This is a genomic window from Variovorax sp. P1_H12_2 (assembly GCF_056405335.1).
Genome location: NZ_JBFUCI010000003.1, coordinates 39,683 through 55,584, shown reverse-complemented (window position 1 = coordinate 55,584; position 15,902 = coordinate 39,683). Strand labels below are relative to the sequence as shown.

12 protein-coding genes are annotated in these 15,902 nt (G+C 66.7%); 7 read left to right on the top strand and 5 right to left on the bottom strand.

Annotation, left to right across the window (positions count from 1 at the left end; all coding sequences use genetic code 11):
- The first annotated feature begins 8 nt into the window (after positions 1–8).
- Genes AC1D2K_RS00960 through AC1D2K_RS00940 form a run of 5 tightly spaced genes read left to right on the top strand, consistent with a single transcriptional unit; the run spans position 9 to position 6,902 of the window.
- Positions 9–1,166: an acyl-CoA dehydrogenase family protein gene (locus tag AC1D2K_RS00960; RefSeq protein WP_478085575.1), complete on the top strand. Its 1,158-nt coding sequence runs from the start codon at positions 9–11 to the stop codon at positions 1,164–1,166.
- Between the two features lie 20 nt (positions 1,167–1,186).
- A complete protein-coding gene (locus tag AC1D2K_RS00955; protein WP_478085573.1) occupies positions 1,187–2,086 on the top strand; it encodes an enoyl-CoA hydratase/isomerase family protein in 900 nt (299 codons plus the stop codon).
- Positions 2,083–4,080 (top strand): acetyl/propionyl/methylcrotonyl-CoA carboxylase subunit alpha, encoded by a 1,998-nt coding sequence (locus tag AC1D2K_RS00950; protein ID WP_478085572.1) that lies wholly within the window; start codon positions 2,083–2,085, stop codon positions 4,078–4,080. Before AC1D2K_RS00955 ends, AC1D2K_RS00950 begins: the two co-directional genes overlap by 4 nt.
- Positions 4,077–5,873 carry an acyclic terpene utilization AtuA family protein gene (locus AC1D2K_RS00945; RefSeq protein WP_478085570.1) on the top strand — a complete coding sequence of 599 codons (1,797 nt, stop codon included), beginning with the start codon at positions 4,077–4,079 and terminating at the stop codon, positions 5,871–5,873. Before AC1D2K_RS00950 ends, AC1D2K_RS00945 begins: the two co-directional genes overlap by 4 nt.
- A 33-nt stretch (positions 5,874–5,906) precedes the next feature.
- A complete protein-coding gene (locus AC1D2K_RS00940; RefSeq protein WP_478085569.1) occupies positions 5,907–6,902 on the top strand; it encodes a Bug family tripartite tricarboxylate transporter substrate binding protein in 996 nt (331 codons plus the stop codon).
- Between the two features lie 60 nt (positions 6,903–6,962).
- On the opposite strand, the gene AC1D2K_RS00935 is transcribed toward AC1D2K_RS00940, so the two are convergent.
- The 5 genes from AC1D2K_RS00935 to AC1D2K_RS00915 form a co-directional block, all read right to left on the bottom strand.
- Entirely contained in the window at positions 6,963–7,364 is a 402-nt protein-coding gene (locus AC1D2K_RS00935; RefSeq protein ID WP_478085568.1) for a hypothetical protein, read from the bottom strand.
- Between the two features lie 75 nt (positions 7,365–7,439).
- Positions 7,440–8,975 (bottom strand): ABC transporter substrate-binding protein, encoded by a 1,536-nt coding sequence (locus AC1D2K_RS00930; RefSeq protein ID WP_478085595.1) that lies wholly within the window; start codon positions 8,973–8,975, stop codon positions 7,440–7,442.
- A 163-nt stretch (positions 8,976–9,138) separates the two neighbouring features.
- Positions 9,139–11,187 (bottom strand): S8/S53 family peptidase, encoded by a 2,049-nt coding sequence (locus tag AC1D2K_RS00925; RefSeq protein WP_478085566.1) that lies wholly within the window; start codon positions 11,185–11,187, stop codon positions 9,139–9,141.
- Between the two features lie 18 nt (positions 11,188–11,205).
- The gene (locus AC1D2K_RS00920; protein WP_478085565.1) at positions 11,206–12,405 is read right to left on the bottom strand and encodes a phosphatase PAP2 family protein; all 1,200 of its coding nucleotides are present in this window, start codon (positions 12,403–12,405) and stop codon (positions 11,206–11,208) included.
- 12 nt (positions 12,406–12,417) lie between these two features.
- Positions 12,418–14,256 carry an adenylate/guanylate cyclase domain-containing protein gene (locus AC1D2K_RS00915; RefSeq protein ID WP_478085564.1) on the bottom strand — a complete coding sequence of 613 codons (1,839 nt, stop codon included), beginning with the start codon at positions 14,254–14,256 and terminating at the stop codon, positions 12,418–12,420.
- 506 nt (positions 14,257–14,762) lie between these two features.
- Between AC1D2K_RS00915 and AC1D2K_RS00910 the strand changes: the two genes are divergently transcribed.
- Both AC1D2K_RS00910 and AC1D2K_RS00905 read left to right on the top strand, forming a co-directional pair.
- Entirely contained in the window at positions 14,763–15,122 is a 360-nt protein-coding gene (locus tag AC1D2K_RS00910) for a YbaN family protein (protein ID WP_478085563.1), read from the top strand.
- A gap of 138 nt (positions 15,123–15,260) precedes the next feature.
- Positions 15,261–15,791 (top strand): hypothetical protein, encoded by a 531-nt coding sequence (locus AC1D2K_RS00905; RefSeq protein ID WP_478085561.1) that lies wholly within the window; start codon positions 15,261–15,263, stop codon positions 15,789–15,791.
- Positions 15,792–15,902 lie beyond the last annotated feature (111 nt).

Genomic DNA, 15,902 nt, shown 5'->3' with positions numbered 1-15,902 from the left:
ACCGAGATATGTACACCGAAGAACACCGCAGCATCATGCAGAGCATCCGCCGCTTCCTGGCCAGTGAAGTGGATCCCTTCGTCGACGAATGGGAAGCCGCCGAGATCTTTCCGGCGCACGAGCTGTTCAAGAAGATGGGCCAGCTCGGCTTCCTGGGCATCACGAAGGAGGTCGAGTACGGCGGCCTGGGCCTGGACTTCAGCTACGCCGTCGCGGCCGGCGAGGCCATGGGCTATGTGCGCGCACAGGGCGTGAGCATGGGCGTCGGCGTGCAGACCGACATGGCCACGCCGGCGCTGGCCAGCTTCGGCTCGGACGCGCTCAAGCGCGAGTTCCTGGCGCCGGCGATCGCCGGCGACGTGGTGGTCAGCATCGGCGTGTCCGAGCAGGGCGCGGGCTCGGACGTGGCTTCGCTCCAGACCCGCGCGCGCCGCGACGGCGACGACTACGTGATCAGCGGCGCGAAGATGTGGATCACCAACGGCACCCAGTCCGACTGGATCTGCCTGCTGTGCAACACCTCGGACGGCCCGTCGCACAAGAACAAGTCGCTGATCATCGTGCCGCTCAAGGAGGGCGGCAAGCGCGTTCGCGGCGTGGAAGTGCAGAAGATCAAGAAGTTCGGCATGTGGTGCTCCGACACGGCGCAGATCTTCTTCGACGAAGTGCGCGTTCCGGTGCGCAACCGCATCGGCGAGGAAGGCATGGGCTTCATCTACCAGATGAAGCAGTTCCAGGAAGAGCGCCTGGGCGCCGCGGCCCGCCGCCTGGCCGCCGTGCAGCTGATCGAAGAGACGGCCGACTACCTGCGACAGCGCGTCGCGTTCGGCCGCCCGCTGCTGGACAACCAGTTCATCCAGTTCAAGCTGGCTGAACTCAAGACCGAGCTGGAAGCCCTGCGAGGCCTGGTCTACATGGCCACGCAAACCTACATMAACGGCGGCGACGTGGTCGAGCTGGCATCCATGGCCAAGCTCAAGGCCGGCCGGCTGTCGCGCGAAATCGCCGAGTGGTGCATGCAGTTCCAGGGCGRCATGGGCTACACCTGGGACAACCCGGTGTCGCGTGCCTACCGGGACTTCCGCCTGGGCTCCATCGGCGGGGGCGCCGACGAAGTGATGATGCAAGTCATCGCCAAGCAGATGGGTCTGATGGGCAAGCGCTGAGCCGGAAAGACGTCCCCATCATGGAACAACTCAGTGGCTTCCACACCCTGGTCGTGCGCCGATTGCACGGCGTGCTGTTCGTCACCCTGAACCAGCCGGCCAGCCGCAATGCGCTGGGCCCGGCGCTGGTGGCCGAACTGGCGGCGACCCTCACGCTGGCGGCGCAGGACACCGGTGTGCGCGCCCTGGTGCTGCGCGGCGCCGGCGGCATGTTCTGTGCCGGCGGCAACATCGGCGGCTTTCGCGAAGTGCTGAACGCCAAGGGCGACGACGACGGCAGCGACCCGATCGCCGAGCGCAATCGCCAGTTCGGCCATTTCATGCAGCAGCTGACCGAGCTGCCGGTGCCGGTGCTGGCGGTCGTCGAAGGCGCGGCCATGGGCGGCGGCTTCGGCCTGGCCTGCGCGGCCGACCTGGTGCTGGCCACCGGCGACGCCCGCTTCGCACTGTCGGAGACCACCTTGGGCGTGATCGCCGCGCAGATCGCGCCCTTCGTCGTCGCACGACTGGGTGCGGCGCGCACGCGCCGACTGGGACTGAGCGGCGAGCGCGTGAGCGGCGCGCAGGCACTGGCGCTGGGCCTGGTCGATGCGCTGGCGGAAGACGGCGCCGCGCTGGACGCCCTGGAAGCCCAATGGCTGACCCGCATCGGTCGCTGCGCGCCGGGCGCCAACCGTGCGTTCAAGCCCCTGGTCGCGCGCGCCGCCTCGCACGAACCGGTGACGGCCTTGCTGGACGACGCGGCCCGCGTGTTCGCGCAATGCCTGCGCAGCGAGGGCGCCGAAGGCACGCAGGCCTTCCGCGAGAAACGCGACGCCAGCTGGACCGTGCGCTTCGATGCGGACGCCGTGCGCGCCGCCCACCATTGTGGCGACGGCCCGTCGGCCGCCGCCTTCCCACTCGAAAGAACTGCTGCATGAGCGCCCAGGTCCGACCCTTTCACACCTTGCTGATCGCCAACCGTGGCGAGATTGCGATTCGCATCATGCGTACCGCGCGCCGCATGGGCTTGCGCACGATCGCCATCTATTCCGAGGCCGACCGCGGGAGCCCGCATGTCACCGAGGCCGACAGCGCCTTCTGCGTCGGTGCCGCGGCGCCGCGCACGTCCTACCTGAACATCGAGGCGATCATCGAGGCCGCGCGGCGCGGCGGCGCGGACGCGATCCATCCGGGCTACGGCTTCCYGGCCGAAAACGAGGACTTCGCCGAAGCCGTGAACCGCGCCGGCATGGTCTTCGTCGGCCCGTCGGCGCATGCCATCCGGGCGATGGGCAACAAGGCCGAGGCCAAGCGACTCATGCTGGACGCCGGCATGCCGTGCGTGCCCGGCTACCAGGGCCGCGACCAGGACGACGCCACCTTGCTCGCGGCCGCCGGGAAGATCGGCTTCCCGGTGATGGCCAAGGCCACGGCGGGCGGCGGCGGACGCGGCATGCGGCTGGTGCACGACGCCGCCGCACTGCCCGCGGCGCTGGCCAGCGCGCGCTCCGAAGCCCAGAGCGCCTTCGGCTCCAGCGAGCTGATCCTGGAGCGCGCGGTGATGGAGCCGCGGCATATCGAGATCCAGGTCTTCGCCGATGCGCACGGCCAGGTCATCCATCTCGGCGAACGCGATTGCTCGGTGCAGCGCAGGCACCAGAAACTGATCGAGGAAGCGCCCTCCCCGGCGGTCACCCCGGCCCTGCGTGCGCGCATGGGACAGGCGGCCGTCAAGGCGGCGCAGGCGATCGGCTACGTGGGGGCGGGCACCATGGAATTCCTGCTCGACCGTTCGGGCGAGTTCTATTTCATGGAGATGAACACCCGCCTGCAGGTGGAGCACGCGGTCACCGAAGCCATCACGGGCCTGGACCTGGTGGAGTGGCAACTGCGGGTGGCTGCGGGCGAGCCGCTGCCGCTGAAGCAGGAGGAGGTCGTCTTCCAGGGCCACGCCATCGAAGTGCGGCTCACCGCCGAAGACGTGGCCGCCGGCTTCCTGCCCCAAGGGGGCCCGGTGCTGCGATGGCGGCCGCCCGCGCCCAGCCGCGAGGTCCGGGTGGACCACGGCCTGGTCGAAGGCGGCGCGGTGTCGCCGCACTACGACTCCATGGTCGCCAAGCTCGTGGCGCACGRCCGCACGCGTGAAGAAGCGCGTCGCAAGCTGCTGTCGGCGACGCAGGACTGCGTGCTGCTGGGCACGGCCAGCAACCAGGGTTTCCTGGCCGACTGCCTGGCCCATCCGTCCTTCGTGCAGGGCGAGGTTCACACCGGCTTCGTCGCGCAGCACATGGGCGAGGCGCTGCGCCAGCGCGAACCCGAGGCGTTCACCATCGCAGCGGCCGCACTCGCCACGGCAGGCTGGCCGGCGAGCGGGAGCAGCCAGCTGAGCCGCGCGCTCAACAACGTCGCGCTGAGCCTGGGCGAACATCGCTGGCAGGTGGAACTCCTGGCCCTCGGCGGCAGCGTGCAGGCCAGCGTGAGGCGGATCGGATCCGAGTCGCCCGCCGATCCGGCGCTGCTGGAAGTGTCGCTGCTGCGCGCGGAGGCGGACGGCCGTTGGTGGCTCGAATGCCAGGGCCAGGTGCATGCGCTGGTGTATGCCCTCGACGGCGACAGCGTCCATCTGTTCAGCCAGGGACGGGCCTGGTGCTTCAAGCGACCGGACCCGCGCCGGGCACGCAGCCAGGCCGGGGGCAGCGGCGCGGTGGTCGCCCCGCTGACCGCGCGCGTGGCCGCCGTCAGTGTCGCCGTGGGCGACGTGGTGGAGGCCGGCCAGACGCTGGTGGTGCTGGAGGCCATGAAGATGGAACACACGCTGACCGCGCCTTTCGCCGGTCGCATCACCGAGCTGACGGTCCAGGTCGGCAGCCAGGCCCGCGCCGGCGCCAAGCTCTCGCAGGTGGTCGCACTGACGCTGGAGGAAGCGAAATGAACGACAAGCGCCACCACGTGCGGATCGGAGGTGCCTCGGGCTTCTGGGGCGATTCGGCGACCGCCACGCCCCAATTGCTCAAGGTGCCGGGCCTGCAGTACCTGGTCTACGACTACCTGGCCGAGACCACCATGTCCATCATGTCGCGGGCGCGGACGAAAGACGCCACGCGAGGCTACGCCACCGACTTCGTGCACGAGGCCATGGCGCCGCACCTCGCCGAGATACTCCGCCTGGGCGTGCGGGTGGTCGCCAACGCGGGCGGCCTGAATCCGCAGGCCTGCTGCGACGCGCTGCTGGCCGTGGCGCAAAAGCAGGGCCTCGCGCCCAAGGTGGCGGTGGTGGTCGGCGACGACGTCCTGCACGCCATGCCGGGCTGGCGCGAAGGCGGCCTGACCGACATGCACACCGGCGAGCCGCCGCCGGCCGAGCTGATGTCCGCCAACGCCTACGTCGGCGCCCAGGGCATTGCGCGCGCACTGGCCTGGGGGGCCGACATCGTGATCACCGGCCGTTGCGTGGACAGCGCGGTGGTCGTGGGGCCGCTGGTGCATGAGTTCGGCTGGAGCTGGTCCGACTGGGACCGCCTGGCCAGCGCCACCCTCGCCGGCCATGTGGTCGAATGCGGCGCCCAGGCCACCGGCGGCCTGTTCACGGACTGGGAGCAGGTCCCGGACTGGGACCGCATCGGCTATCCGGTGATCGACTGCGCGGACGACGGCAGCTTCGTGCTGTCCAAGCCCGAGGGCAGCGGCGGCTTGATTCACCCGGCCGCCGTGGCCGAGCAAGTCCTCTACGAAGTGGGCGACCCCGGGGCCTACCTGATGCCGGATGTGACCTGCGACTTCCGCCAGGTACGCACCGAAGCCCTGGATGCGGACCATGTGCGCGTCAGCGGCGCGCGCGGCCGTGCGCCGGGCCCCGACTACAAATGCAACGGGACCTGGCTCGGCGGACACCAGATCGCACTGGCGCTGGTCATTCGGGGCATCGACGCGCCGGCCAAGGCGCGCCGGACGGCCGACGCCTTGCTGGCGCGCACGCGCCGCATGATGGCCGACAAGGGTTTCGGCGACTACACCGAGACCAGCGTCGAGCTGATCGGCTGCGAGTCGCTGTACGGGCCCAACGCCCGGCCGGCGCCGACCCGCGAGGTGATGCTGCGCGTGGCCGCGCGCCACCCCGAAGCGCGGGCCCTGCGTTTCCTGCAGCGCGAATGCGCCTCCACCGGCACCTCCATGGCCGCCGGGACGCGCGCCACGCTGTTCGGCGTGGCCGACATCCACCAGGTGGTCAAGGTGTTTTCCTTCCTGGCGCCCAAGCGCGAGGTGGCGTTGACGGTGCGGATGGGCGAGCGCGAGGAAAGCCTGGGCTGCGCGGCGCTGGAGGGGCCCCAGCATGCCGCCCCGGCGCTTCCCCCTGTCTCTCCGGCGGAACTGCCGGCCGGCCCCCGCACCGAGGTGCCGCTGGTGGCCATTGCCTGGGCCCGCAGCGGCGACAAGGGCGACGACGAGAACATCGGCGTGATCGCTCGCGACCCGCGGTTCCTGCCGCTGCTGCGCGAGCAGCTGAATCCGCACACCGTGCGCGAGTGGTTCGCGCACCTGGTCCTGGGTGCCGTGGAGCGCTTCGAAGCGCCGGGCCTGCACGCGCTGAACTTCGTGCTGCACCAGGCCTTGGGCGGCGGCGGCTCGGCCAGCCTGCGCTCCGACCCGCTGGGCAAGAGCTTCGCCCAGATGCTGCTGGATTTTCCCGTGTCCGTTCCCTCGGCCTGGCTGCCTCCCCGGCCGTGACTTTCTCAGCCAACTACAAGTAAGGAGACTCCCATGAAACTTCGCAACGCATGCCACCGGTTCGCCCGGGTTCTGGCCGCCGGTGCCCTCGGCCTGTGGGCCTGCACGGCGCCGGCGCAGCCAGGCAGCTTTCCCCAGAAGCCGGTCAAGATCGTGCTTCCCTTCGCGGCCGGCGGCGCCTCGGACGTGATGGCCCGGCTGATCGCCGAGCGGCTCGGCAAGCTCTGGCAACAACCGGTGATCGTCGAGAACAAGACGGGCGCGTCGGGCATCGTGGCGGCCGAGGCGGTGACCCGGGCCGAACCGGATGGCTACACGGCGCTGCTGACCGTCACTGCGCTGGTGCAGGCGCCGGCCTTGTACGGCAAGGCCTCCTACGACCCCATCAAGGACCTGAGCCCGGTGTCACAGGTGGCCACGATGCCCGTGACCCTCGCCGTGAGTCCGTCGGTACCCGCCAAGACCCTGAACGAATTCCTCGCCCTGGCGCGCGCCAAGCCGGGACACTATTCGTACGGCTCCTTCGGCACGGGGTCGGCCGGCCATCTCTACATGGAAATCCTCAAGGATGCGGCCAATGTGGACCTCCTGCACGTCCCCTACAAGGGGGAAATGCCCGCCATCAACGACCTGTTGAGCGGCCAGGTGTCGGCGGTCATCGTGTCGGTCCCGGGCGCCAGGCCGTTCGCCAACAGTGGAAAGCTGCTCCCGGTGGCGGTCACCGGCCCGGTGCGCACGCAGCAACTGCCCGATACGCCGACGTTCGTCGAGAGCGGTTTCCGCAACCTGGGACTGGAGAGCATCGGCTGGTACGGCATGCTGCTGCCCGCCAAGACGCCCCGCGAGGTCACCGACAAGTTCTCGGCCGACCTGAACAAGGTGCTGGCCGATCCTGATCTGAAGAAACGGATGGCGGAGTACGGCATCAACCTCACCGGGACGACGCCCGACGCCTTTGCGGAGATCGTGAAGAGCGACTCGGCACGTTGGACCAAGGTGATACGCGAGAAGCACATCAAGGCCGACTGACAGAGCAGTTCCGCGAGGCGGCCGGATGGCGGCTGCCTGCGGGCCGACCGCCGGCGTGGGCTATCCGAACACCCTCGCCCATGCCGCCCGGATGCGTCGGGCGCGGTCTTCGAAGAGGTAGGAGCCGGCCAGCGTCAGCAGGCCCGACACCACCCCCGTCGCGATGGCCTCGGCAAAGGGGATGTCGTAGTGATTCGCGTGCGAGTAGGCGTCGCCCAGCATCGTCAGGACGCCGACGACCAGGGCATTGCCGAAACGGTTCGAGAAGAGCCTGGCCGCCGGAGTGAAGGTCAGGAGCACGGCCAGGATGCCGGTGGCCAGGCCTGTCTGCAGTGCCACCGTCCAGTGGGCAAGGCTCAGGAGATTGCCCCAGCTCCCCGGCATGCAGGTCATGCACGCGCTGGTCGGCTGCCAGAGGCGCTGGACGAACAGCCTGGCGCGGCGCTTCCAATCGCTTGACATCATTGATTCCCCATCGATGCCCCCGCAGATTACCGCACATCCTGGCGCCAAGTGGGCCGGCCAAGTTGCGTCTTCTCAACGGATGCTGATCCACCGCCATTCGAGCCAGTTGTCCGCCCGGTGGACGGCCTCGACGTTGCTGCGCATGGCCCAGGGAATCACCTGACGATGCAGAGGGATGTGGTGCACCTGTTCGTTGTGCTCGCGAAAGGCTTCCTTGATCAACTGCTCGCGCTTGAGGGGATCCGGCTCGGCCGACGATGCGGCCGCCAGTTCATCGAGTCTCGGATTCTTGTAGTCTCCCCAGTTGTAGTAACCGATGCCGTTCTCGCCGCGTGAGCGCAGCACGGGCGTCAACGTGACCTCGGCATCGGAGATGGCGCCACCCCAGCCCAGCATGTACATCGACACGTCCAGTTTCTCGGTCTTGGCAAAGTACTGCACCCTCGGCTGCGCGACGACCTTGACCTTGACTCCGATCTGTGCCCACATGCCTGACAACGCGATGCAGATCCGTTCGTCGTTGATGTAGCGATTGTTCGGGCAATCCAGCGTGACCTCGAAGCCCTTCGGGTAGCCAGCCGCCTCCATCAAGGCACGCGCTCGAGTCAAGTCGAAGGGCAGACGCCGTTCCAGCTCCGGGTCGTTGTAGATACCCAGCGGCGACGGCGACATCGCGCCCGTGGGCCGTGCCTGGCCACGCATGATGGCGGTGCGCAAGGTCTCGATGTCCACCGCGTGATAGAGCGCCCTGCGTACGCGCACGTCCTTGAAGGGGTTGCGGCCCTTGACGGAGCTGTAGCGAAGCTCGTCTCGCCCCTGGTCCATGCCGATGAAGATGACGCGGTTCTCGACCCCGTCCACGACCTTCACGCCGCTGGCGGTGCGAAGCCGTTCGGTGTCCTGCGGCGGCGGATCGAGCAGCAGGTCCATCTCGCCCGAGAGCAGCGCGGCCGTTCGCGTCGGATCGCTCTTGACCGGCGTATAGATCACCTCCTGCACATTGCCTTCGAACTTTCCCCACCAGCTCGGGTTTCGCTTGAAGGTGGTCTTCACGTCCGGTTGCCGCGAAACGACGATGTAGGGGCCGGTCCCGTTGGCGTTCAGCGTGGTGTATTTCGTCTCACCTCTCTTGAAGTCCTGGGTCCTGGTGGCATCGTGTTCCTCGCACCACGCCTTGCTCATGATCTGTACCAGGGCGGCATGCTCGAGGAAGATCGGATTGAACTGAGGCAGCGAAAACTCCACGGTCAGGGGGTCGATCTTGCGCACCTCGCCCAGCGCCGCGGCATACACGCGGATGCCCGATGCCTTGTCCCTCGCGCGCTCGACAGAGAACACGACGTCGTCGGCCGAGAAGGTCTGGCCGCCATGAAATCTCACGTCGGGGCGCAAGGCCATACGCCATAGTGTCGGACTGATTTGCTGCCAACCGGTCGCCAATGCGGGGACGAGCTTCAGGTTCTTGTCGCGGCCGACGAGCGTCTCGTAGACCTGCCCATTGATCGAGTTGGTAAACAGTTCGTTCTGGGAGTGCGGATCGAGGGTCTGCAGATCGCCCTGGCTGGCCCAGCGCAGGGTCTGCGCCGAGACCGGGCCGACCGTGGCCATTGCGATGCCCAGGATGCAGGCCCGGGCCGGCGCCGAGTTGAGTGGGTTCACGACAGTCCCTCCTCCAGGTTCGACGAAGATGCAGCGCCTGATTTGCACAACCTCGCGCGGAACCCGGGCAGGCAGCACCGCGGGCGTCCGGTAGGGCCTCGATCAGCTCGCGCTACGGGCGATCAAGCCAGACGTGCCCGATCGGCGGCTTCAATCGCATCAATCCGACACCCGCAACCAGAAGCTGGTCGCTACCGGGCACGCGACTGGACGGCGGGTCAAGCTCCGAGCTCGGCGGGATCGGCGATGGCTCGACGCCCGTCGACCAGACATCCGCGCAATATCGCACGGCCTGCGGAGAAGCCACGCTGGTCCCGTTCATTGCCACGCGCGTCCCGTTGCGCGTGCCGGCGCCAAGCGCGCCCGGGCAGCTCGCCGCGTCTTCAGCCGGCGCCAGCCAGTTGACCGCCAGACTCATCCGACCCGGAGTCGGATTGCCAGAGGCCTCCGAGCTATAGAAGGTCGGCACCTGGTCTGTCGAATCGGGGCCGCGCTGATAAGCGCCGATCACGTAGGTCTCGCAACCGGTCGCGATACCGCTGAGCGTGTTTCGCCGTCTCACGTAGCTGGCGGTGCCGGGGGCGTCGAACTCGACGGGTCTGCCCCTGGTGTCGTAGCGCTGGTACTCGCCATCGTCGAAATACGACTGCCGGCCCTTGGCGCGCCGACCGCCGGGCGTGTCGGTGCGCTTGATCCAGGCATCGAAGGGGACGATCTCCGTCCCAGTCGTGGCGATCGAGACGATGACGCGCCAGACTCCGGATGGCACGATGGGATGGGGGCCCGGCGCCCAGTAGTCTTGCGCCGTTGGCGCCACACACAGCACGATGCTGCTGAGCGCAGCGCCGGTTTCCACATACTCAAGCGTGTACGGTGCCGGCGTGGTTGCGCCGGGCGGTTCCACGGCCACATTCGGCGGCATCGAAGTCGCAATGACGAGCGCCGGGGCATGAGGTGGTTTCAGCTTCACGGTGACMGCATGGCCGGACGGAAAATAGATCTCCATGAAGCTCGAAGTCATTCCGCATGGCTGCAGCCGCCAATCGAGGACTTGAGAACTCTTTTTTTTATCCAGCCGAAAACTCGCATGGGCGCGTGACTGCCGGTAGTTGCCGGCCGCCAGGACGACTCGCATGGGCGTGTCGAGCCATCGCGAAAACTGGGTCAGTGCATCGACGAATCGCTCGAAGGCAGAACTTCCGTCATGCGGGCCTTCTTGAGGTCCATAGCTGATGTTCACCACGACCGGCAAGGTCTCTCCGAGCCGCTGGAGACTCAGGGTGCGCCACAGGATGTAGACCAACCCCCACGCCGCGTGGGGCTTCAGCGTGGATCCCGCAGGGTCGCCCACGGCCGCTTCCGGCATCTCGACTGCAATGATCGGTCGGGTCGACGGCGCGTTCTTGATCTCATAGCCGCTCGCCATGTCGAGCACGTGCGTTCCATGAGCCTGTCTGCGCGCCAGCGGCTTGTAGCCATCGGTGCCGATCTCCAGCACGCCAAGCGCGCGATAGATGCTCTCGTCATTCTTCCCGTGCGTGTCGGCATGGTGGACCGCGTTGTCGATCTGATTCGCAGTGATCTCCTTGCCTGGCGTTCCCGGCGCTATGGCTCCGCTTGCATCTTGCACCCACACGAACTCGACGCGCGTGCGATCCTCATCGCCGGACGGGGCATGATGCCTGTACCGGAATCTGKGATGGGCAAAGGCAATGCCCTGATCGATGACCGCCACCACGACACGATGCTCCGCAGCGGACCCGCTGCTTGCAGACGGCGCGTAGTCCGAGGCGGCGTCCACTTCAGGCAGAGTCACAGGGGGGCCCATGTCGGAATGGAGAATGAACTTGCTCCAGCGCTTGGACGTCGTGATGCCCTTTTTGAAGGCCTTCTCCTCGACCAGGACCACGCAGAAACTGAATTCATCCGGCAGCGGCCCGTCAGTGCCAAAGACCTCGGGTATGCGAAAAAGGGAACTACTGCCCGATTCGCTCGCCAACACTCTCCGAAATTCCCCGAGCGCCATGTCCTTCGTGAACTCCACAAGCAAGGGGAACCAGTTGCCGGAGCGCAGAAATACGCCTTCGGTACCGATGGCCCAGTTCAAGTACGGCTGCGCGGAGCGCAAGCCGCCCTTTTCGTCTGTCTCATGTGTTTCCATGATCGGCCTCGCGTCGTGCTACCACTCGCCCTGTGCCTTGCCCCACAACCAATGCAGACCGTGTGCCGGGTTGACATTGAACAGGTTGCCGCCCGGACCGGGAGAGGGGTTGGTTACCGCCTTGGGATCCATCCGCGCCACGTAAGCGCCGGAGGTCGGAGCATGAATCTCGTCGTTGACCACGTCGTAGATCTCCGTGCCGCTGAAGTCATCCGTGGACGGATAGTTTGTCCCATCGAACTTCCAGGCCCCCACCTGGATGCCCGCACTCGTAGGAGTCGTCGCCCGCGCCACGAAGTAGTTGCCGATGATCAAGCCGAGCAGCTGTCCGGCCATGCTGTCGACCGGATAGTGCAGGCCTGCCACCGTCCGGTTGATCGCGATGCGGTCCGCCTGCCGCATCAGTTGTTCCCGCAACTGTTGCGCTGTCAAAGCCGTGGTGCCTGGACGAAGAACGAGTTCGTAGAGTACGCGTGCCACCGCATGGGCCTCGGTCGAATGGCCGCTGGGCAGCGAGCCATGAATCGGCGTCTGAAGGATGGGCTCGATCTGCGGCGAGTATTCGTTGGGCCGCCGCACGCACATCGCATTCTTGAAGTTCATCTCGGCGTACTTGGCGAGGCGCAGCACGAGATCCAGCAGTTCGAAGGTGTATCTGTGCCGCACGGGGTACAACGGCACGACGGCGCTCCAGAACGCGTACTGGGGTGTCATCTGGTCGACGATTTCCCGCGCACGGTCGGCGCGAAGATCGGCGTATCCGTTCATCAGTTCGAGCTGGTCGCCCAGAATGGCGGACGAGGGGCGAACCATGGAGATCAGCGCGCGCCAGTTGCCGGTCGGCGCCGCCGTGCCCGATGCGCTGCCTGCCTCCTCCAAGCTGTAAAGCGTCGCCGGGAACGGACCGCCGGCCGGGCCTTCGAAGGCGAAGTACAGCGACGACAGCAATTCGGATTCGAAGACGAATCGTCGTATCCGGCGATCCCAGCGTTCCAGCGGCCCCGGGACCGTCTGCGCGATGTCGGCACTTTTCCAAGCCGGGGGATTCTTGTAGTCCCAACTGCCCGCGATCCCGTCCCGTTGCGCGATCAGGCCGGAGACCGGCATTCGCCTTGCAGCTCCGCGCACGCCTTCGACACCCTCCACACCCTCCACACCCTCTACACCTTCCACCCCTTCGACACCCTCGACCCCTTCCACGCCTTCGAGATAGCTCATTTCGAATTCTCCTTATTGTGGAATTCCGGCGCTGTGCAAGGCGCGGGCGACGACCCGACCCAGTTGAAACGGCGCTGCCGGAGACCGCTCCAAGAAATGGGAAACCTTGAAATCCGGATCGATGTTCAGCAGCTCGCGAGCCCTCGCCCGAGCTTCTTCTTCGCGACCCAACTCCCACAGCGCGGTGATCAGCGCGCGCAGGGTCGACGTATGTGCCCGGTTCAGACGCAGCGATGCTTCCGCAAGGCTCACGGCCCTCGGATACTGGCCGGCCGCCAAGGCGGCTGTTGCAGCCAGCGAGTCGAAGTAGTACTTCAGCGGATCGAGAGGCGACAGCCTCAGCGCCTGTCGGGTGTGGCGCACCGCTTCCTTGCCCTCGTCGCGGAACGCATGCAGCGTGCCCTTGAGCAGCCAGGCGAGGGAGTCGTTGGGGTTCTCGCGCAACGCCGCCTCGTAGCGATCGTGCGCCACATCGAGGTTCTTCAGGATGTAGGTGTTGACCTGACCCTCCACCGTCATCGCCAGCGAGAGCGTCGGATCCCGATCCAGCGCGCGACGTGTGTTCTCCAAGGCACGCCTTCCGTCCGCATGCACATCGTCGGACCACCCCTGGGTCACCCGCAGCACGTACGACTTGGCCAGCCAGGCGTACGGAGGCGCCAGGCGCGGCGACCGCTCGATCAGCGCCTCGAGCATCAGATTCGCCCGCAGAGCCGCCCAGGGCGAGATCCGATGCATGAGGGTGATACTGGCCAGAAGCAGCGTGCGGCTCTCAAGCGTCGCCAAGGCGTTGCCGGCAGCACGCCGCAGTTCATGCGTCATCAATGCGCCGCAGATCTCGCTCACCAACCGGTCGGCGAGCTCGTCCTTGCCGGCGATGACGCCCTTGACCGCGCCTCTCAACGTCTTCGACCAGACGACTTTCCGCGATTTCACCTCGGCCAGTTCCGTTCTGAGTCTCAGCAGATCGCCGCTGATCGACACCGTGCCCGAGACCAGGTAGTCGGCATTCAGGTGGTGCGCCAGGGTCTCCAGCTTCATCTTGCGCCCCCCCAGCGAGATCGTCGACAGCCGCGACACCACATTGATCTCCTGCGAGCGGGACAACGCCGTGATCACGTCGTCCGCCAACGCCTGCCCGAGAACCGACTGTCCCGCCGTCGCGCCGCGCACGACAAACGGAATCACGGCCACCGTGGCCTTCAGATCACCCTCCGGCACATCGAGCTCGATCAGATGCTCGCCCGGGGCACCGACCCGAAAGGCGCGAACGGGATGTGTCACATGTTTGAGATAGCACTCCCCAAGGTCTTCGACGTCCGCATCGACCCCTGGAACCAGCTGGTCGCGCACCTCGGCCGACACCACGATCTCGTCCGGACCGGCCAGTGTCGCAAGGCGGGCGGTCAGGTTGACGCCGTGCCCGTAGATGTCGCGTGCATCGGCGATCAGCGGGCTGACGTGCACGCCGATGCGCACTCTCATCTTGCGATTGTCCGCAAGGCCGGCATTCGAAGCCAGGCTGAGCTGTTGAAGCGCCAACGCCGCCTGGACGGCGCTGGGCGCGGAGGGAAACTCGATCATCAGGCCGTCGCCCAGACTCTTGACCAGACGACCGCCGAAAGCCGGCGCGATCCGATCGGCGGCTTCCGCCGCATACGTTCGCCAGCGCTGGATCGCGCCCCCCTCGTCTTCCTGGATCAACCGGACCGATTCGACGACATCGACGACCAAGATGGCGCGCACGACACGCTCGAGGTCGACTTGGAACCGGTCCAGAGTCCACAGTTTTTCCACTATGGGATTGTGGATGTCGCGTTCGACGGGAGCAAGCCCGTCCTCGGCGCGCATGGGGACGGCGCGACCTTGGCGCCGCCGAGCCGGTGGCCTCGATGGGCATCTCCCCCGAACAACCGCCCGAGCGCACCAGAAACGTACGCAACCCGCGCCCGTCGGACGAATGACGGAATCCACCGGATCGCTCATGGGGTAGCTTTCACTGCCGTGCCGATGACGGTTTCACGACAGCACCTTAGATCTTTCGCGGCCCTCGCACATCCCCTGAATGAATGAGGCGAGGACTTCTTCCGCTCACCATGAGTGCGCGAACACGCCCGGCCTCACCTGGCCCGAGGCCGCGACGGCCCGAAGCCGGCGGATGACTCGCCTCGGCACGTAGCCTGAGTTTTCAGATGCGCTTTGTGCTGCTGCCGCCGCCCGGCCGCCAAGCGGCCAGAATAGCCCCCTATGACTCTCCAGTGGCGCGCATTGCAAGACAGCCTGAAGCGGGCCGCCGATGGCGCGATCGCGCCGAGGTGGCGGCGTTGAACCCCGGCCCCGGACGGACTTCGCCACTCGTGCGCGGCCTGCTGTACGCCTTCGCCGTGCTGTGCCTGATCCTCGGGCTGATCGGCGTGGTCCTGCCCGGAATGCCGACGACGGTGTTCATCCTCCTGGCCGCCTGGGCGGCTGCGCGCAGCTCGCCGCGGCTGCACGGCTGGCTGCTCGATCACCGCCTGTTCGGTTCCCTGCTGCGCAACTGGCAGAACGGCCGCTGCGTGAGCCGCAGCGCCAAATGGAGCGCCACCGCCACCATGGCGATCTGCGCCGTGATCGTGTCGCTGACGGCCCACAAGCCATGGCTCGCCGCGCTGGCCATCGGCTGCATGGCCACGGTGCTGGCCTGGCTGTGGTCGCGCCCGCTGCCGCCGCCCTGAGGCCCGGCGACAGGCGTCTACGACGAGGTTCTGCGCCGACAGGTTGGGTTCTTCTACGACCGTGATGCCGACGTGTGCTATGAAAACATGGGCCCCTCGCCTATATTGATTCAAACCCGTTTTTGAGCAAGGTGGCCCATGGAGCGATACATCGAAGGGCGTCAGATGCACAAGCACGCCCGCGTGCAAGGTCAAGCGCTGAGATCCATTCTGATGGTCACGACGATCGCAGGGCTTCATTTGATGTGGGGATGCACGACAAGCAACCGTGCGGCCGAGGCGAGCACGAAGACAGTACAGCTTTCGGCAACGAGGATGAACGCGGGGCAAGTTGGCAAGGCATTCCTGCGCCCACAGGCGGATGCCACCGTGGTGACGATCGAAGTCTCAGGCCTCAGCGTTGCGACGACGGCGCCTGTGCAGTTGTATATGGCTGTGTTTGAAGGTCGATGTGGAAACCTTGCGCCAAACCCGAAGTACGCATTGAACAAGGTCGTTCTGGTGACCGAGATCAACAACCCTACGTCGCTGTCCCCTGCCAGCGGGCCCTTTCGCTTGACCAATACGGCGCCAGCAACGCTGTCTCAGCTGACCGGTTCGCCTCATGCGCTGGTCGTCCGAACGAGCCCCGCGGATCTGAACCGAGAGGTTTTCTGCGGGGATCTGTGAGTTTGGCACTGGCGTTTCCGGTGCGCGCCCTGTCGCCATTTTTCGCCTTGCGCTGCGCGGGCACAATGCAGCCACGAGCCCGGCGATAGGCTGCTGCTCACAAACAACACG

What these genes read in the sequence shown, in the direction of transcription:
- AC1D2K_RS00915 (WP_478085564.1), bottom strand. Translation starts at nt 14,256, where the DNA reads ATGCGCGCCGAGGACGGGCTTGCTCCCGTCGAACGCGACATCCACAAT.
- AC1D2K_RS00955 (WP_478085573.1), top strand. Translation starts at nt 1,187, where the DNA reads ATGGAACAACTCAGTGGCTTCCACACCCTGGTCGTGCGCCGATTGCAC.
- AC1D2K_RS00945 (WP_478085570.1), top strand. Translation starts at nt 4,077, where the DNA reads ATGAACGACAAGCGCCACCACGTGCGGATCGGAGGTGCCTCGGGCTTC.
- AC1D2K_RS00905 (WP_478085561.1), top strand. Translation starts at nt 15,261, where the DNA reads ATGGAGCGATACATCGAAGGGCGTCAGATGCACAAGCACGCCCGCGTG.
- AC1D2K_RS00935 (WP_478085568.1), bottom strand. Translation starts at nt 7,364, where the DNA reads ATGTCAAGCGATTGGAAGCGCCGCGCCAGGCTGTTCGTCCAGCGCCTC.
- AC1D2K_RS00940 (WP_478085569.1), top strand. Translation starts at nt 5,907, where the DNA reads ATGAAACTTCGCAACGCATGCCACCGGTTCGCCCGGGTTCTGGCCGCC.
- AC1D2K_RS00930 (WP_478085595.1), bottom strand. Translation starts at nt 8,975, where the DNA reads ATGGCCACGGTCGGCCCGGTCTCGGCGCAGACCCTGCGCTGGGCCAGC.
- AC1D2K_RS00920 (WP_478085565.1), bottom strand. Translation starts at nt 12,405, where the DNA reads ATGAGCTATCTCGAAGGCGTGGAAGGGGTCGAGGGTGTCGAAGGGGTG.